Source organism: Pseudomonas sp. FP1762 (assembly GCF_030687105.1).
GTDB classification, from domain to species: Bacteria; Pseudomonadota; Gammaproteobacteria; order Pseudomonadales; family Pseudomonadaceae; genus Aquipseudomonas; species Aquipseudomonas siliginis.
The window spans coordinates 2069504-2086730 of sequence record NZ_CP117458.1 but is presented as its reverse complement, the minus strand read 5'-3'; the positions used below and the strand labels follow the sequence as shown (position 1 = coordinate 2086730).

14 protein-coding genes and 1 other RNA gene are annotated in these 17227 nt (G+C 61.5%); 4 read left to right on the top strand and 11 right to left on the bottom strand.

Annotation, left to right across the window (positions count from 1 at the left end; all coding sequences use genetic code 11):
- The first annotated feature begins 185 nt into the window (after positions 1–185).
- The gene (gene hemN, locus PSH90_RS09220; protein WP_236169137.1) at positions 186–1568 is read left to right on the top strand and encodes an oxygen-independent coproporphyrinogen III oxidase; all 1383 of its coding nucleotides are present in this window, start codon (positions 186–188) and stop codon (positions 1566–1568) included.
- Here hemN and PSH90_RS09215 read toward each other — a convergent pair.
- A complete protein-coding gene (locus tag PSH90_RS09215; protein ID WP_150741395.1) occupies positions 1565–2047 on the bottom strand; it encodes a hypothetical protein in 483 nt (160 codons plus the stop codon). The genes hemN and PSH90_RS09215 overlap by 4 nt on opposite strands.
- Before the next feature lie 154 nt (positions 2048–2201).
- On the opposite strand from PSH90_RS09215, the gene fnr reads away from it, so the two are divergent.
- The gene (gene fnr / locus PSH90_RS09210) at positions 2202–2936 is read left to right on the top strand and encodes a fumarate/nitrate reduction transcriptional regulator Fnr (protein ID WP_016773865.1); all 735 of its coding nucleotides are present in this window, start codon (positions 2202–2204) and stop codon (positions 2934–2936) included.
- Positions 2937–3011: 75 nt separating this feature from the next.
- Positions 3012–3560, top strand: a complete 549-nt coding sequence (locus PSH90_RS09205; protein ID WP_024012326.1) for an adenine phosphoribosyltransferase — start codon at positions 3012–3014, stop codon at positions 3558–3560.
- Positions 3561–3670: 110 nt separating this feature from the next.
- Here the strand turns inward: PSH90_RS09205 and PSH90_RS09200 are convergent, their stop codons facing one another.
- The 5 genes from PSH90_RS09200 to dnaX all read right to left on the bottom strand — a co-directional run bounded on the left by PSH90_RS09200 (position 3671) and on the right by dnaX (position 9480).
- Positions 3671–4819 (bottom strand): acyl-CoA dehydrogenase family protein, encoded by a 1149-nt coding sequence (locus PSH90_RS09200; RefSeq protein ID WP_305382557.1) that lies wholly within the window; start codon positions 4817–4819, stop codon positions 3671–3673.
- A gap of 207 nt (positions 4820–5026) precedes the next feature.
- On the bottom strand, positions 5027–5629 hold the full coding sequence (gene recR / locus PSH90_RS09195; protein ID WP_016773861.1) for a recombination mediator RecR: 603 nt from the start codon (positions 5627–5629) through the stop codon (positions 5027–5029).
- A 66-nt stretch (positions 5630–5695) separates the two neighbouring features.
- The gene (locus tag PSH90_RS09190) at positions 5696–6730 is read right to left on the bottom strand and encodes an NADP-dependent oxidoreductase (RefSeq protein WP_305382556.1); all 1035 of its coding nucleotides are present in this window, start codon (positions 6728–6730) and stop codon (positions 5696–5698) included.
- Positions 6731–6990: 260 nt separating this feature from the next.
- Entirely contained in the window at positions 6991–7329 is a 339-nt protein-coding gene (locus tag PSH90_RS09185; RefSeq protein WP_003223337.1) for a YbaB/EbfC family nucleoid-associated protein, read from the bottom strand.
- A 66-nt stretch (positions 7330–7395) separates the two neighbouring features.
- Positions 7396–9480, bottom strand: coding sequence for a DNA polymerase III subunit gamma/tau (gene dnaX, locus PSH90_RS09180; protein ID WP_305382555.1), 2085 nt, complete (start codon positions 9478–9480; stop codon positions 7396–7398).
- 145 nt (positions 9481–9625) lie between these two features.
- On the opposite strand from dnaX, the gene PSH90_RS09175 reads away from it, so the two are divergent.
- Positions 9626–10375 carry an ABC transporter substrate-binding protein gene (locus tag PSH90_RS09175; protein ID WP_095180855.1) on the top strand — a complete coding sequence of 250 codons (750 nt, stop codon included), beginning with the start codon at positions 9626–9628 and terminating at the stop codon, positions 10373–10375.
- Between the two features lie 20 nt (positions 10376–10395).
- Here PSH90_RS09175 and PSH90_RS09170 read toward each other — a convergent pair whose 3' ends face one another.
- The 5 genes from PSH90_RS09170 to ligA all read right to left on the bottom strand — a co-directional run bounded on the left by PSH90_RS09170 (position 10396) and on the right by ligA (position 17181).
- Positions 10396–12363 (bottom strand): hypothetical protein, encoded by a 1968-nt coding sequence (locus PSH90_RS09170; protein WP_305382554.1) that lies wholly within the window; start codon positions 12361–12363, stop codon positions 10396–10398.
- Between the two features lie 36 nt (positions 12364–12399).
- On the bottom strand, positions 12400–12900 hold the full coding sequence (locus PSH90_RS09165; RefSeq protein ID WP_305382553.1) for a hypothetical protein: 501 nt from the start codon (positions 12898–12900) through the stop codon (positions 12400–12402).
- A 204-nt stretch (positions 12901–13104) separates the two neighbouring features.
- An RNA gene (gene ffs / locus PSH90_RS09160) (signal recognition particle sRNA small type) lies at positions 13105–13201 on the bottom strand.
- A gap of 146 nt (positions 13202–13347) precedes the next feature.
- Positions 13348–14511, bottom strand: coding sequence for a putative zinc-binding metallopeptidase (locus PSH90_RS09155; protein ID WP_252883464.1), 1164 nt, complete (start codon positions 14509–14511; stop codon positions 13348–13350).
- A gap of 312 nt (positions 14512–14823) precedes the next feature.
- Positions 14824–17181: an NAD-dependent DNA ligase LigA gene (gene ligA / locus PSH90_RS09150; protein ID WP_056784201.1), complete on the bottom strand. Its 2358-nt coding sequence runs from the start codon at positions 17179–17181 to the stop codon at positions 14824–14826.
- Between the last annotated feature and the right edge of the window lie 46 nt (positions 17182–17227).

Sequence of the window (17227 nt, the reverse complement as noted above, 5' to 3'; positions counted from 1 at the left end):
GCCTTCGCGAGCAGGCTCGCTCCCACAGGTCTTGAGTACGCTGCAAATCCAATGTGGGAGCGAGCCTGCTCGCGAAGACGCCCGCACGAACAACACAAATCCTCGCCGTTGATGCAAATCAAGATGCCCTGTAACGCACTCCCCTAGACTCGCCACACTGCCAGCCTATCCGGGGGAATGCCCGCATGCTCGACGCCATTCGTTGGGACTCTGATCTGATCCGCCGCTACGATCTGGCGGGGCCACGCTACACCTCATATCCGACCGCCGTGCAATTTCACGGTCAGGTCGGCACTTTCGACCTGTTCCACGCCCTACGCGACAGCCGTAAGGCCCAGCGGCCGTTGTCGCTGTACGTGCATGTGCCGTTCTGCGCGAACATTTGCTACTACTGCGCCTGCAATAAGGTCATCACCAAGGACCGCGGCCGCGCGCAACCGTACCTGCAACGGCTCGAACAGGAAATCCAGTTGATTGCCTGCCACCTCGACCCGGCGCAAACCGTCGAGCAGCTGCATTTCGGTGGCGGCACGCCGACTTTTCTCAGCCACGACGAACTGCGACAGCTGATGGCGCACCTGCGCAAGCATTTCAATTTGCTCAACGATGATTCCGGCGATTACGGCATTGAAATCGACCCGCGCGAAGCCGACTGGTCGACCATGGGCCTGCTGCGCGAACTGGGTTTCAACCGGGTCAGCATTGGCCTGCAGGATCTTGACCCGGCGGTGCAGCGCGCGGTCAATCGCCTGCAAAGCCTGGAAGAAACCCGCGCGGTGATCGATGCGGCGCGAACCCTGCAATTTCGCTCGATCAACATCGATCTGATTTATGGCCTGCCCAAGCAGACACCCGACAATTTCGCCCGCACCGTCGAGGAAGTGATCAGCCTGCAACCGGATCGCCTCTCGGTATTCAACTACGCGCACCTGCCGGAACGCTTCATGCCGCAACGGCGAATCAACAGCAGCGAACTGCCGAGCCCGGCGCACAAGCTGGAAATGCTCCAGCGCACCATCGAGCAACTGACCGCTGCCGGCTACCGTTACATCGGCATGGACCACTTCGCCCTGCCTGATGACGAACTGGCGATTGCCCAGGAAGAGCACACCCTGCAACGCAACTTCCAGGGTTACACCACCCACGGCCATTGCGACCTGATTGGCCTGGGCGTGTCGGCGATCAGCCAGATCGGCGATCTGTACTGCCAGAACAGCAGCGACCTCAACGCGTATCAGAACAGCCTGGCCAGCGCGCAGCTGGCGACCAGTCGCGGTCTGGTGTGCAACGCCGACGACCGCTTGCGCCGCGCAGTGATTCAGCAGCTGATCTGCAATTTCAAACTCGAGTTCGCCGAGATCGAGCAGCAGTTCAACATCGATTTTCAAGGCTACTTCGGCGCGCTCTGGCCGCAGTTGCAAGGTATGGCCGAGGATGGCCTGATCAGACTCGAGCGCGAGCGCATCGAGGTGTTGCCAGCGGGCCGATTGCTGGTGCGCTCGGTGTGCATGGTCTTTGATGCGTACCTGGAGCAGCAGAACCGCCAGCGTTTCTCGCGGGTGATTTAAGGCTTGGTCAGCAACGAGCCGACTTTGAGGTTCTGGTCAGGATTGAGCGCCGACTGGTTCATGACTTTCGACAGGGCGAGGTTGGCGGTGATCAGGCCACTGTTGAGGGCGGCGATGGCGCCCCGCAGTGCGGCGAGCTTGTTGATCTTTTCCTCGGTGGAGAGGGTTCTGTCTGACATGACCGCCGCCATGCGCGCTTTTTTCTCGATGATTTCTTTTTGGATCTTGCGAATCATCTTCAGCAACTGCTGGATGTTCTCCGGCAAGCCACTGTTGTCGATGTCACTGTTTTCGCCGCCGACAGCGGCGGATTTGGCGATGGCCGCGCCGGACAGCGACACTTTGACGCCCTCGACCAAGGTCGGGGTTGCCGTGTGCGACAAGTCTTCATCGCGATCGATTGCAGCGTCGGTGCTGGTCATCTCCGGCGAAGCAGCAACGCCGCTGCTGCCGGGGCTTAGCGTACCAATGGCGGTCATCGGGGCCTTCCTTGGTTGAGTGCTGATAGCGGGTTATCGGCCGCCGGTGCTGCGGCTTTATGTCTGTAGGACAACGCCGCCACGTGCTGGCCTGAATGTCCTCCCGTGGGTTACCCTTACGGCTTATGTGTGTTTTCCCACAAGGATTGAAGAAATGTCCGAGCCAGTCAAACTGCGCGCTCACAACCAGGCCCACTGCAAGGATTGCAGCCTGGCCCCGCTCTGCCTGCCACTTTCTCTGAATCTGGAAGACATGGATGCGCTCGACGAAATCGTTAAACGCGGCCGCCCGCTGAAGAAAGGCGAATTCCTGTTCCGCCAGGGCGACACCTTTGATTCCGTTTATGCAGTCCGCTCTGGTGCCCTGAAGACTTTCAGCCTGAGCGATGCCGGCGAAGAACAGCTGACCGGTTTCCACCTGCCGAGCGAACTGGTAGGACTGTCGGGCATGGACACCGAAAAACACCCGGTCTCGGCCCAGGCGCTGGAAACCACTTCGGTCTGCGAAATCCCCTTCGAGCGCCTTGATGAACTCGCGCTGCAATTGCCACAACTGCGCCGCCAGTTGATGCGGGTGATGAGCCGCGAGATTCGTGACGACCAGCAAATGATGCTGCTGCTGTCGAAGAAAACCGCTGACGAGCGCATCGCTACTTTCCTGGTCAACCTGTCGGCACGCTTCCGCGCTCGCGGCTTCTCGGCCAACCAGTTCCGCCTGAGCATGTCGCGCAATGAAATCGGTAACTACCTGGGCCTGGCGGTGGAAACCGTGTCGCGGGTGTTCACCCGTTTCCAGCAGAACGAGCTGATTGCCGCAGAGGGCAAGGAGATCCATATCCTCGACCCGATTCAGCTGTGCGCGCTGGCCGGCGGTTCGATCGAAGGCTGATCACGACCCGCGGTTGAGCGAATCGTTTCAGCCGCGGGTATACTGCGCCGTTTGCAGCCCTGCCAGGACACCCCGATGGTCTTCGACTCCTTCGACATCAAATCCCTGATCCGCCCCGTGATCGACTTCCCGAAACCGGGCGTGATCTTTCGCGACATCACCCCGCTGTTCCAGTCGCCGACGGCCCTGCGCCTGGTGATGGACAGCTTCGCCCATCGCTACGTCGAAGCCGACTTCACCCACATCGGCGCCATGGATGCCCGTGGTTTTCTGATCGGTTCGGTACTGGCCTATCAGTTGAACAAGCCGCTGGTGCTGTTCCGCAAGCAAGGCAAACTGCCGGCGGACGTACTGGCCGAAGGTTACGCGACCGAGTACGGCGAAGCGTTTCTGGAAGTGCACGCCGACAGCCTGTGTGAAGGCGATTCGGTGGTGATGTTCGATGACCTGATCGCTACCGGCGGCACGCTGATCGCAGCAGCCAACCTGATTCGCCGCATGGGCGCGCGGGTGCATGAAGCGGCGGCGATCATTGACCTGCCAGAGCTGCAAGGCTCGCAGCGCTTGCAGGACATGGGCATTCCGACGTTCTGCCTGACGCAGTTTGCGTTGACTGATAAATAAGCAGCGTCTGACAGGCCGCTTTCGCGAGCAGGCTCGCTCCCACAGGGGAATGCATTTCAACTGTGGGAGCGAGCCTGCTCGCGAAGGGGCCGGCAGCTACACCGCAGGACTTAGAGCCCCATCTGCTTGCTGATGATTTCGTTCATCACTTCCCGCGTTCCGCCGCCAATCGACAGAATGCGATTATCCCGATACAGCCGCTCCACCAGGCTTTCACGCATGTAACCGAGCCCGCCAAGAATCTGCACGGCCTCGGTGGTGATCCGGTCGGAGGTGTCGGTGGCGAAGTTCTTCGCCATGGAAATCTCCTTGATCACGCTCTGCCCCGCCGCCATTTTTGCCGCTTGCCGGTAAGTGAACTCCCGCGACACTTCCAGCGCCGTGGCCATTTCGGCGAGCCGATGTTTGATTACCTGAAACTTGCCGATGGGTTTGCCAAATGCCTCACGCTCGCGCGCCCACTTCAGGCTCTCCTCCAGCGCCAATTGCGCCGTCATGTTGGCCATCAGCGCCAGCGCCAGGCGTTCGCTCTGAAAATTGCCCATGATGCAGGCGAAGCCCATGTTCTCAGCGCCGATGAGGTTTCCTACAGGCACGCGGCAATCGTCGAAGAACAATTCAGCCGTGTCCGACGCCCACCAGCCCATTTTCTTCAATTGCCGACCGACACTGAAACCCGGCGTGTCCTTCTCGATCAGCAACAGGCTGATACCGCCGAACCCCGGCGCACCGGTGCGCACCGCGACCGTGTAGAAATCCGCGCGAACGCCACTGGTAATAAAGGTCTTGCTGCCGCTGACCCGGAAGCAATCGCCGTCACGCACGGCGCGGGTTTGCAGGTTGGCGACGTCGGAGCCGCCACCGGGCTCGGTCACCGCCAGGGCGCTGATCTTTTCGCCGCTGAGCACTTGGGGGACGACCCGCTCTCGCACTTCAGGCCGCGCCCATTTGACGATCGGCGGCAGGCCGATATCCAGCGAACCCAGCCCCGCCACCAGCCCGCCTGAGCCACAGCGCATCAGCTCCTCACTGACGGCGACCTTGGCGAACAGATCGCCTTCATGGCTGCCGCCAAGCGCCTCGGGATAGCCGATACCGAGAATGCCCGCCGCACCGGCCTTGAGGTACAGCTCACGGGGAAAGCTTTCGGCTTCTTCCCACTGATCGATGTCCGGCAGGATCTCGCGTTCGACAAAACGTCTGACGCTGTCGCGGACCAATTGGTGGCTGGGGTCGAAGTATTCCTGAAAGGCAGGCATGGGCGAGCTCCACGGAGGGGTTCGCCGACGTTAACCGAGCGCTTGCTTGGTTATCAATGAAATTGTGTGAATCAGATCGACCGCAGCGCGGCCATCGCTGGCAAGCCAGCTCCCACAGGGTTCGGTGTGGACACATATGCTGTGGGTCACATCCAACACTGTGGGAGCTGGCTTGCCAGCGATGTGGCCCGAAAGGGCGATAGAGACTTACAGGGAGATAGGTTTACGCCCGGCAAACGAATGCGCCAGCGTGCCGCCGTCGACCAGCTCCAGCTCACCGCCCAGCGGTACGCCGTGGGCAATCCGCGAGGCGACCAGGCCTTTGTTGTTGAGCAACTGCGCGATGTAGTGCGCCGTCGCTTCGCCTTCCACCGTCGGGTTGGTGGCGAGGATGACTTCGGTAAAGGTCCCCGCCTCTTCAATCCGCGCCATCAATTGCGGAATGCCGATCGCTTCCGGCCCCAGGCCATCCAGCGGCGACAAATGCCCCTTGAGCACGAAATAGCGGCCACGGAAGCCGGTCTGCTCCACCGCATAAACGTCCATCGGCCCTTCGACCACGCAGAGCAGCGTGTCATCGCGGCGCGGGTCGGCGCATTGCGGGCAGAGGTCGTCTTCGGTCAGCGTGCGGCACTGGCGGCAATGGCCAACGCCTTCCATGGCCTGGCTCAAGGCCTGGGCCAGACGCGTACCGCCGCTGCGATCACGTTCGAGCAACTGCAACGCCATGCGCTGAGCGGTTTTCTGACCCACGCCCGGCAAGGTGCGCAGAGCGTCGATCAGTTGGCGAATCAAAGGGCTGAAGCTCATGGGTAAACAGTCCGACTAAACAACGAGACGCGGTTTATACCCGCGCCTCTGGCCAGCGTCAAATCCTCAGTCCTGGGCGACCCGAACCACCAGTTTGCCGAAGTTGCGCCCTTCCAGCAGACCGATGAACGCCTCGGGCGCCTGCTCCAGGCCTTCGACCACGTCCTCGCGGAACTTCACCTTGCCGTCGCGTACCCACGGCACCATGTGGCTGATGAATTCCGGCTGACGATCACCGTAATCGTCGAAGACGATGAAGCCCTGAATCCGCACACGCTTGGTGAGCAAAGTGCGTTGCAGCATCGGCAGGCGATCCGGGCCGGTCGGCGCCTCGGCGGCGTTGTAGCCGGCGATCAGGCCGCACAACGGGATGCGCGCCTTGGGGTTGAGCAACGGCAAGACCGCGTCGAAGACATGGCCGCCGACGTTCTCGTAATATATGTCGATGCCGTTGGGACAGGCTTTGGCCAGTTGCTCGGCAAAGTCATCGGCCTTGTGGTCGATGCAGGCATCAAAACCCAGTTCCTCAACCACGTATTTGCACTTCTCGGCCCCACCGGCCACACCGACCGCGCGCAGGTCTTTGATCTTCGCCACTTGCCCGACCACCGAGCCGACGGCACCGGACGCTGCAGCCACTACCAGGGTTTCGCCCTCTTTCGGCTGGCCGATGTCCATCAGGCCCATGTACGCGGTCATGCCCGGCATGCCCAGTACGCCGAGGGCCATCGACGGGCTCGGCAGGCCGGCCGGGATCGGCATGATGTTGCGACCGTCGCTGATGCTGTGGCTCTGCCAACCGGTGGCGCCAACCACCAGATCACCTACGTGGAATTTCGGATGATTGGACTGCTCGACCCGGCTGACCGCACCACCGGTCATGACTTCGCCGATTTGCACTGGCGCAGCGTAGGACGGAGCGTCGCTCATGCGCCCGCGCATGTAAGGGTCGAGCGACAGGTACAGGGTTTTCAGCAATACCTGACCGTCCTGCAGGTCCGGCAGCGCCTCGCGCTCCAGACGGAAATTCTCCGGGGTCGGCGCGCCGCTCGGGCGCGAGGCGAGGACGAAGCGTTGATTGAGGGTGAGAGGGTCGGACATGTCAGCGTCTCCTGTGAATGGGGAATTCGGTGTATAGGGAGCAGACCTTGGTAGCGGTGGTGTGTTCGATGTTTCTTCAGTTGTGCCGAGGTGACTTCATTCGCGAGCAGGCTCGCTCCCACACTTGGAAATGCAATCCCTGTGGGAGCGAGCCTGCTCGCGAAAGCGTCAGTCTGCGGCACATGCCCATCAGGCAGAAACAAAAATGCCAGGCACAATGCCTGGCATTTTGTGTAGCTCATCTGCCGCGCAATGGCGAATCAGAACGGCAGCTTCATACCCGCCGGCAGGTTCATGCCGGCGGTCATGCTGCCCATTTTTTCCTGGCTGTTGGCTTCGATCTTGCGCACGGCGTCGTTGACGGCGGCGGCGACCACGGCTTCCAGCATCTCTTTGTCGTCTTCGCTCAGGCCTTCGACCAGGCTTGGGTCGATACTCACGCTTTTAACGTCGTGACGACCGGTCATCACCACGGTGACCATGTCGCCGCCGGCCTTGCCGGTGACTTCGGCGTTGGCCAGTTCTTCCTGCATCTTGGCCATTTTTTCCTGCATCTGCTGCGCCTGCTTCATCAGGCCGGCCATGCCACCTTTCATCATGGGAATCACCTCAAACGTACTTGGATAAAACAGCGCCCGGCCATCTTGGCCGAGCACCTTCAGTTATTAGCCTTGGGTGACCAAGGCGTCGACAGGTTCAATAGTATCGCTTCGCACCACCGCGCCGAACTGCTGAACCATCTGCTGGATGAACGGATCACCGTGGATCGATTCCTCCGCCTCACGCTGGCGATTGGCGCGGCGGCGGGAGGCGGCCTGGGCCGGGGTTTCCTGCTCGGGCTTGATCAGCTCGATGGTCAGCGTCAGCGTGCGCCCGTGGAACTGGTTCAACGCGTCGTTGAGACGACGCTGTTGCGTGGCGTTGAACAGGGCGCTGTGAGCCGGATCGAGGTGCATCAGCCAGTGATCGCCATCGACCGCAATCAACGTGCAGTTGGCGGCGATGCTGCCGGTCATGCCAGAAATCGGCAGCTTCGGGAACAGCTCCAGCCATTGCAGGGCCAGGCCGGTGGCCGGCGCGGCGGCAGGTTCCGGCTCGGGCTCAGGCTCCGGATCGGCGGCGTGTTCGCTGGCCAGTTCGTCGAGGTAGCTGTAGGCCGAATCCATGTCCGGCTCGATGTAGTCTTCATCCAGCGGCGGTTCGTCGTCCATGTCCATGCCCGGCGTAGCGGCATCGACGTCGGCGACGGACGGCTCGGGAATTGGCGCAGCGGCCCACTCCGGCGCATCCGGGACCACGCTGTCCGGGGTCGGCAGCGGCATCGGCGGCAGTTCAGGCTGCTCGCCGGCGGTTTCCAGCACCGGTTCGACGGCGGGTTGCTGAACTGGCGCCGGCTCGGCCTCGGCTTCCACCGGGTCGTTCCATGGCAGATCGACCACGGTTTCGACGGCGACTGGCTCAGGCTCCGGGTGCGCTTCGACAACCGGCACATCCGGTTCTGGCTCGGCAGCCGGCGCTGCTACTGGTGCGGGCGCGGGTGCTGGCGCAGCAGCCGCAGCGACCACCGGCGCAGGCTTCGGCGCGGCAGCCACTGAGTTTGCGGAATCAACTGTGGCCTGGCTGATCCCCACTGGCTTTAGCAGTTGCCTCGGCGCGTCCGCCGTATCCGCCGGTCGGAACGCGAGCATCCGCAGCAAGACCATCTCGAAACCGCCACGCGGGTCCGGCGCCAGCGGCAAATCGCGACGACCGATCAGGCCCATCTGGTAATAGAACTGCACGTCTTCGGCCGGCAACGCCTGGGCCAGGGCCAATACGCGATCACGGTCGCCGTGGCCATTGTCGACGCCTTCCGGCAACGCCTGAGCGATGGCCACGCGGTGCAGCACGTTGAGAATTTCCGAGAGCACGCCGTTCCAGTCCGGGCCTTGCTCGGCCAGATGCCGCACGGCTTCGAGCAGCGCCTTGGCATCGCCTTCGATCAGCGCATGCAGCACGTCATAGACCTGACCGTGATCCAGCGTGCCGAGCATCGCGCGCACGTCGGTCGCGAGGACCTTGCCTTCACCGAACGCGATGGCCTGATCGGTCAGGCTCATGGCGTCGCGCATCGAGCCGTCAGCAGCGCGACCAAGCAGCCACAGTGCATCGTCTTCGAACGGTACGTTTTCTGCGGTCAGGACGTGGGTCAAATGCTCGACCACACGCTCGGGCGTCATGTTCTTCAGGGAGAACTGCAGGCAGCGCGAAAGAATCGTTGCCGGAAGTTTCTGCGGATCGGTGGTCGCCAGGATGAACTTGACGTAGGGCGGCGGCTCTTCGAGGGTTTTCAACAGCGCATTGAAGGAATGGCTGGAAAGCATGTGCACTTCGTCGATCAGGTAGACCTTGAAGCGCCCACGGCTTGGCGCGTACTGCACGTTATCGAGCAGTTCGCGGGTGTCTTCGACCTTGGTGCGGCTGGCGGCGTCGATCTCGATGAGGTCGACAAAACGGCCTTCATCGATCTCGCGGCACACCGAGCACTCGCCGCAGGGACTGGAGGTGATACCTGTCTCGCAGTTCAGGCACTTGGCAATGATCCGCGCGATGGTGGTCTTGCCGACCCCGCGCGTCCCGGTGAACAGGTAGGCGTGGTGCAGCCGTTGGCTGTCCAAGGCATTGATCAGAGCCTTGAGCACATGGGTCTGGCCGACCATTTCGCGGAACGAGCGTGGACGCCATTTACGTGCAAGAACCTGATAACTCATCGAAAACCGTCGCAGCGAAGGAAGCAGAAGCGGCTAATGCTAGCGGAGCAAGGGCAAAATTGCATCCGGTGTCCTCGTCTAATATGGCTAAGCTCTATCAGCAGAGGCTTTTATCAGCTCGGGATGGGGAATTACCGGAGCGTCTATGCGGTGGGCCGTGGCGGCATTGCTGGGTATCAGCCTCAACGCGATGGCAGCGCAAGCGCCGTTGCGCTTCGCCGTGCCGGACAGTTGGGCGATGCCGATGATGCAACTGCAAAGCGGCAGACCGACCCAGGGCATCCTGCACGACGCCCTGCTCAGCCTGGCGACCCAGGTCGGCGCGCCAGCGCAATTCGTCGTCCTGCCGCGCGCGCGGGTACAGAGCGCCATGGAGCACGGCGACATCGACGTGCGCTGCTATGCCGCACAGTCGTGGCTGCCGAATCAGTCCGGCGATTACATCTGGAGCGTGCCGTTGTGGTTTCAGCGCGACCTGCTGATCAGCCGCAAGGAACAACCGGCGCAGATCGATCCCGCCCGGCTGCCGCGCCAGGCCATCGGCACCGTCCTCGGTTACAGCTACCCTACCCTGCAACCGCTGTTCGACGCTGATCAGTTGCAACGCGAAGACGCGCGCAATCAGGAGCAGGTACTGGAAAAGCTGCTGGCCGGGCGATACCGCTATGCGGTGAGCAATCAGTGGACCCTGGACTGGATCAATCAACGCCTGCTGCCGGAGCAGCAGTTGCAGGGGGTCGCGGTGCTGCAGGAACAGAATATCGGCTGCTATGTGAGGAACGACCCGAACGTGCCGGTGCAGCGGATTTTACGAACGTTGCTGCGCATGAAAATGTCCGGCGAGATCGACGACATAATCAGGTTGTACACCGGCGCCTCTTCAACCACACCCTAGCTCCCACAGGATTGGCCGGGTCAATAACCGTGCGACTCGCGGAATTTTGGCTCGCGGCTGTGGTGATAATCGATCCACTCGACCACGTCGTAAGGCAGATAAAGCTGCTGCCGGGCACGGGACACGGCGATGTACACGGCACAGATGCGCTGATCGAACTCGTAGGCATCCTTGAATTTCTCGTTGCTGAGCAACGTCCGGGTCAACAGCACGCGCTTGAACTCCATGCCGCCAGCCCGCTCGGCCATCATCAACAGACAGGCTTTGCCTGGCTCGATGATCTTTTGGCTCAGGCGAGTCAGGTCGGCAATCATGAAGCCGTTTTGCAACTGCGCCTCGATCCACAAGAAAGCTTCATCGAACTGGTTGGCGGCGCGCACCTGCTGCCAATCAGCCATGTCGCTGAAATACGGATGCGGTCCTTTCTCGCTGGACCCGGCGTTGTAGAAATCGCGGCGGAACAGCTCGATGGCGGTGGTCATGAAATGCTTGATGTCGTCCTGCGCTTCCCGGTCGGGGAAACTGAAGGCGCAACTGGAATCGTGCAGGTGGATGGCCCACATCATCGTGTCCCACGGTGAAGCGGTCAGCACCACGCAACCTTCGGGCGGCACGAAGGCTTGCGGGTAGTACTCGATATCGACGTCGGCGTGACGAGCGCCTTCGAACGGCACTTTGCTCTTGTGCGTGTGGCGCGAGATCAGCGGATTGACCAGGCGCTCGACATTGCGCCCCGAACGCACCGAATAGCAGATATCGCTCTGACGAACTTCACGCTTGCGCTTGGGCGCCTCGCCCGTGGCCTGCTGATACTCATCGCCGAGGGTGATCAGCACCTGCTGCCCGCGCTCGATGATTTGCAGCAACGACGCCGGCACATCTTGGCTTTCGTCGATGATCACGTGGGTGTAGCGCGGCGGGACGCGGCAACCGGCGAGACTGGCGCGCTTGATCATGAGCAACGTCGGAAAACCGCTCTGGCTGGCCCAGGCCGGGTTGGCCTCCAGATACACCCACAGGCGACTGGAGTATTCCAGCAGCGCTTGCGAGTCTGCGCCGGTCAAGGGCTGCTGGAAGTGCGGCAGATGCCTAGCGGACAGCGTGTGGTCTCTGGAGGCGCAATACAGCTCCAGCACGCGCAGACAAACCTCCAGAGTGCCCTGCCCATCGTGGTGGCGAAAGCCGAACATATTCAGTTCCTGCGCCAGCGCCTGCCTGCTCGGGATCCGCGCTGGCGTCCTGGCCATGTGCGATCGGGGGCCAAGCAACTGGGCCTGGGCAAAATCGTAGAAGGTCTGGCCAATTTCCGTGTCGTGCACTTGCACGATGTGCTTGCGCAACGTCGCCAGTTTCGCCGGGGTGCGCGCCAGTACCAGGGTGCGTTTCGAGCGCAGGCATTCGATCAGCGCGCTGAGCATGTAACTCTTGCCGATGCCCGCATAACCCTGCACGTGCAGGTCTTCGTCGAGGTTGGCACGGAAGGTTCGCAGCAGTTTGTCCTGCGCCGCACTTAACCAGTGTTCACGCTCGCGTGGCGTGACCATTTGCTGGCGAAACGGGTTGTTCTGTTGCTGATGGCGGATCTTGTAGTCCACATCCCACTGCCCGCCGGGCAACAGGTATTCCTGCGCTGTGACTTCATCGGCCATGAGAAAGCGCAGGTTCAGGCCTTTGAGCGCATTGAGGCCGAAATACAATTTGCGCGAATCGAACAGACGCCGCGCCTCTGCAAGCAGTCCCGCCGATCCGGAGCGCCGGGAGGTGACAGACCAGTCAATGAGTCTGGCGAGAATTTTCTCCGCTGCGCTGGCGCTCAGGTCCTTTTCCGTGGCCTGGGCAAGGTTCTGGATGACCAGCACCGCCGCCAGTTCCGGGTCGCTCAGGTTGGCCAGTGCCGCGTCACCCTCGGGCTGCAACAGCGCCGTACACGCATCATGGGTGATGGGCAGAAATACCGGGGTGGCCAAATCAAAATGTTCCGGGTGCATACAACCTCGCCGCCTGGGCCTTAATACAACACCAGATCAGTCCTGGTCATTCTCGTCGTGCATTTCATGGGACTGCGGCAAGTTTCCTTCACTGCCGGCCTCGGGGTTGATCCGCAGCTCGAAGGAGTAGTCGCCGAGCGTGCCGGACATGCCGCGTCGTTCAGTGCCGCTGGCCACCGCCGCCGCATCGATCTGCGCCTGCACTTCGTAGAGGGCCATTTCGAGCAGTTTGCGCAGGTGTTCAGGGTTTTGAGCGGTGGCGTGCAGTTGCAGGTCGTACTTTGCGGTCGGCGAGGCTGATGCGTGCTCGACGATCGCCGATTGTGCCTCGACCGGGACCGACTGTTCAGGCTCGTCTGCCGCGTTGAAAACAGCAGATGCCGCCAGAATCGCAGCGTGTTCTTCATCCATCAGGTCGAGCACTCGCGACAGCTCCAGCGTGCGCTCGGGCTGATCCTGCATCTGTGCTTTGACTTCCAGACGACGTAACTGCCATTCGCGCAGCTTTTCCCGGGTCAGATCGTCAATTTCACCCACTTGCCTTACCTCTCGTTGCCAGGCGGGGGAGTATGCCACTGTTCGCTGTCGACAGCCGCACGGGCACTGGAAGCTGCCCGGCTGATCCGAGCATTTTTGCTGGCGGAGCAACGCCACTAGCCAAATCGCAGGCATAAAAAAACCGCAGTGGGCGAAACCCATGCAGTTCTGTCTGAAGCCTTGGCTGGTTCGTTAAGGTGGTGCCCCCACCAGCCACACCCCGGCACACAATGTTCCCGCTGTGGCTGCTTCCTTCCGGATCTGACCAGGTTCACGGGTAATCGTTGCGGGGGGACCGATGGGGTCACCATAACGACGCTTGCCTGTCGGCGAGCCGCGCCATTGTACCTGTCTGAGATGAAGTTACAACCGTTGGTTGCAGATAAAAAATACCAACAGGTTCAAGGACATGCGGTGACGCCAAAAGATCGCAGCCTGCGCCAGCTTCTACAGGGCCAGGACTTCGTCTGCGCGACCGCCCGCATCCTGGATCACCAGATGAATGAAGTGCAGCTTGGCGATCGCCGCTGCCGGCAGTACGAACGGATAGAAATCCGGCTGGCCCATGCTGCGCGACAGTTCGTTGAGCATCCCCGCCAGCTCGATCCACGCATTGACGAATGACAGGAAAGCGCCACCGCCGGGGTGCTCCGGGTCGTACAGGGTGCTGGTAGGAAACGGCTGATAGTCAAAGTCCATTTCCCGCGCGCTCATGCCGAAGCCCAGCGCAGTATCCACGGCGTCCATCATGTGCAGGTAGTGCGCCCAGGTTTCCGCCCAGTCTTCCCACGGGTGCATGGTCGCGTAGGCACTGACGTAGTGCTGCGGCCAGTCCAGCGGTGCGCCTTGCTGGTAATGCCGGTCCAGCGCCTCGGCGTAACTGGCGCGCTCGTCGCCGAACAGGTTACGGAACGCCTCCAGCCAAGGGCCGTTGGCGATGAGGCGATCCCAGTAGTAGTGGCCGACCTCATGGCGAAAATGCCCGAGCAGCGTGCGGTAAGGTTCGTGCATCGCGGCCCTGACCTGTTCACGGTGAGCGTCGTCGGCCTCTTTGATGTCGAGGGTGATAAGGCCATTGGCGTGGCCGGTCATCGGCGCGTTGCCTTCGAGGTCGACACCGATGAAGTCGAAAGCCAATCCGGTTTCTTCGTCGACGGTTTTCGGGATGACCGGCAAGCCGAGGGTGATCAGTTGCGCGACCAGTCGACGCTTGGCGATTTCGACCTTGCGCCAGCGTTCGGGATTTTCCGCGACGGAGAGATCAGGGATGGTGCGGTTAAGGCTGCAAGCGATGCACAAGGTGTCGTGATCGTTGGCCGGCAGCAGCCAGTTGCACGCGGCGGGCATGTCGAGGTTGGCGCAGCGGCGGAACAGACCGGCGTCGGGATCGACGTCGAGCGTCCAGGTGCCCTCTTCCGGCCCCGGCTGCAGCGAGGTCAGGCGACTTTGTTCAGGTTGATAACCAAGCAAGGCGTTACAGGCCAGGCACTGACTGTTGCGAAAGAACAGCGACTGGCCGCACCGGCACGGCCAGACTTTGCTGTTGCGCGAGGATCCGGCCACGAACGGCGCGATGATGCGGGAACTGAGCTGCTCGAAAAAGCGGTGCATGGCGATCTCTCCCTGGGACTGGCCAAGACTAGATCATTCTGAAGACAACATCGTTCCCACCCATAACCGCGCAGCCGGGTGATAGCACCATTGTGGCGAGGGGATTTATCCTCGCTCGACTGCGCAGCAGTCGCAAAAAACCGTACACGCGATACAGATGAAATGATCGGTCGCAGGGTCTTGGGGTCGCTGCGCAACCCAGCGGGGATAAATCCCCTCGCCACAGGTGTCCATCCGGAGAGGGGTAAATCCCCTCGCCACAGGTGTCCATCCGGACAGGGATAAATCCCCTCACCACAGGGGTTCATCCGGTCAGACGGCGACGCCGTGGGTTTTGAGGAAGGCGATAAACGCTTCCTCGTCCATGACCTTCACACCCAACTCGTTGGCCTTGGTCAGTTTCGAGCCGGCACCCGGGCCTGCGACCACGCAATGGGTTTTCGCCGACACCGAACCGGCGACCTTGGCACCCAGGCTTTCCAGATGATCCTTGGCCACATCCCGGCTCATCAGTTCGACCTTGCCGGTCAGCACCCAGGTTTCCCCGGACAGCGGCAGACCTTCGACGACTTTTTTCTCGCTCTGCCAATGCATGCCGAAATCGCGCAACTGCTGCTCGGCCCGCTCGGCCAGTTGCCGATGCTCAGGCGAGGCGAAGAACTCGCGCACGGAGTTGGCCTGCTTCTCTGGCAATGCCTGGCGCATATCCAGCCAGTCAGCGTTCATCACCGCTTCCAGCGAGCCAAAGCGGTCGGCGAGTTTTTGCGCACCACCGGGGCCGACGAAAGGAATGTGCAGTTTGTCGAGCAAGCCGCCCAGCGTGGTACTGGCGGCGAATTCGGCGCCCAACTCGCCCTGATCCTGAATCTGCAAACCATGGCCGAGCAATTCGCTGATGACCTGCTGGTTGTGCGCATCCTCAAAGAAACTGTGAATCTCGTGCGCCACTTCCAGGCCGACATCCGGCAGGTAGGTCAGCACATGCGGCAAGGCCTGTTGCACGCGCTCCAGCGAACCCAGCGAGCGCGCCAGCACCTTCGCCGTTTCTTCGCCGACATCGGGAATGCCGAGGGCATAGATGAAACGTGCCAGGCTCGGTTGCTTGCTGTCTTCGATGGCTTTGAGAAGCTTGTTGCTCGATACCTCGGCGAAGCCTTCCAGATCGACGATGTCGTCGAACTTCAGCGCATACAGATCGGCCGGCGAACTGACCAGACCTTCGTCGACCAGTTGCTCGACGCTCTTGTCGCCCAAGCCTTCGATGTCCATGGCCCGGCGCGAGACGAAGTGAATGATCGCCTGTTTCAGTTGCGCACCGCAGGCCAGTCGGCCGACGCAGCGATACACCGCGCCTTCGCTGAAGGTTTCCTTGCCCTTGCTGCGCTTGACCAGTTGCGTGCGTTCAACGTGGGAGCCGCACACCGGGCAACTTTCAGGAATGGCCACCGGGCGCGCGTCATCGGGGCGACGCTCGGTAACTACCTGCACCACTTGCGGAATCACATCGCCGGCGCGGCGAATGATCACCGTATCGCCGATCATCAGGCCCAGACGCGCGACTTCGTCCATGTTGTGCAACGTGGCGTTGGCCACGGTGACGCCGGCGACTTTCACCGGTTTCAGGCGCGCCACGGGAGTTACCGCACCGGTGCGGCCGACCTGGAATTCCACGTCGAGCAGCTCGGTGAGTTCTTCCATCGCCGGGAATTTGTGCGCGATCGCCCAGCGCGGCTCGCGCGCACGAAAGCCCAGTTCACGCTGGTCGGCAATGCTGTTGACCTTGAACACCACGCCATCGATTTCATAGGCCAGCGAGTTACGGCGCGCGCCGATGTCGCGGTAATACTCCAGGCACTCGTCGATGCCCTTGGCCAGCTTCAGTTCGTGACTGATCGGCATGCCCCACTTCTGCAACTGCTTGAGGTTACCGATGTGGGTGTCGGCGATATCGTGAGACACCTGGCCGATGCCATAGCAGCAGAATTCCAGCGGCCGGTTGGCGGTGATCTTCGAGTCGAGCTGGCGCAGGCTGCCTGCTGCCGCGTTGCGCGGGTTGGCAAAGGTCTTGCCGCCGATTTCCAGCTGCGAAGCATTGAGGCGCTCGAAACCGGCCTTGGACATGAACACTTCACCGCGCACTTCCAGCGTCGCCGGCCAGCCTTCGCCATGCAGCTTCAGCGGAATATTGCGCACAGTGCGCACGTTGACGCTGATGTCTTCGCCGGTGGTGCCATCGCCACGGGTGGCGCCGCGCACCAGCAGACCATCCTGATACAGCAGGCTGACCGCCAGGCCATCAAGCTTCGGCTCGCAGCTGTATTCCACCGCCGCGCCGCCACCAAACAGATCGCCGGCCGGCACGTCGAGGCCTTCGTTGACGCGGCGATCGAACTCGCGCATGTCGGATTCTTCGAAGGCGTTGCCGAGGCTGAGCATCGGGATTTCGTGACGCACCTGAGTGAACGCAGTCAACGCCATGCTACCGACGCGCTGGGTCGGCGAATCGCTGGTGATCAGTTCCGGGTTGGCCGCTTCCAGTGCCTTGAGCTCGTGAAACAAGCGGTCGTATTCGGCATCGGGAATGCTCGGCTCGTCGAGAACGTGATAGCGATAGTTGTGCTGATCCAGCTCAGCGCGCAGCTCTAGAATGCGGGTTTTGGCGGCGGTCATGGTTGTTCTCTCATAAAGCAAAAGAGCAGCCGAGGCTGCTCCAGTT

What these genes read in the sequence shown, in the direction of transcription:
- hemN (WP_236169137.1), top strand. Translation starts at nt 186, where the DNA reads ATGCTCGACGCCATTCGTTGGGACTCTGATCTGATCCGCCGCTACGAT.
- PSH90_RS09215 (WP_150741395.1), bottom strand. Translation starts at nt 2,047, where the DNA reads ATGACCGCCATTGGTACGCTAAGCCCCGGCAGCAGCGGCGTTGCTGCT.
- fnr (WP_016773865.1), top strand. Translation starts at nt 2,202, where the DNA reads ATGTCCGAGCCAGTCAAACTGCGCGCTCACAACCAGGCCCACTGCAAG.
- PSH90_RS09205 (WP_024012326.1), top strand. Translation starts at nt 3,012, where the DNA reads ATGGTCTTCGACTCCTTCGACATCAAATCCCTGATCCGCCCCGTGATC.
- PSH90_RS09200 (WP_305382557.1), bottom strand. Translation starts at nt 4,819, where the DNA reads ATGCCTGCCTTTCAGGAATACTTCGACCCCAGCCACCAATTGGTCCGC.
- recR (WP_016773861.1), bottom strand. Translation starts at nt 5,629, where the DNA reads ATGAGCTTCAGCCCTTTGATTCGCCAACTGATCGACGCTCTGCGCACC.
- PSH90_RS09190 (WP_305382556.1), bottom strand. Translation starts at nt 6,730, where the DNA reads ATGTCCGACCCTCTCACCCTCAATCAACGCTTCGTCCTCGCCTCGCGC.
- PSH90_RS09185 (WP_003223337.1), bottom strand. Translation starts at nt 7,329, where the DNA reads ATGATGAAAGGTGGCATGGCCGGCCTGATGAAGCAGGCGCAGCAGATG.
- dnaX (WP_305382555.1), bottom strand. Translation starts at nt 9,480, where the DNA reads ATGAGTTATCAGGTTCTTGCACGTAAATGGCGTCCACGCTCGTTCCGC.
- PSH90_RS09175 (WP_095180855.1), top strand. Translation starts at nt 9,626, where the DNA reads ATGCGGTGGGCCGTGGCGGCATTGCTGGGTATCAGCCTCAACGCGATG.
- PSH90_RS09170 (WP_305382554.1), bottom strand. Translation starts at nt 12,363, where the DNA reads ATGCACCCGGAACATTTTGATTTGGCCACCCCGGTATTTCTGCCCATC.
- PSH90_RS09155 (WP_252883464.1), bottom strand. Translation starts at nt 14,511, where the DNA reads ATGCACCGCTTTTTCGAGCAGCTCAGTTCCCGCATCATCGCGCCGTTC.
- ligA (WP_056784201.1), bottom strand. Translation starts at nt 17,181, where the DNA reads ATGACCGCCGCCAAAACCCGCATTCTAGAGCTGCGCGCTGAGCTGGAT.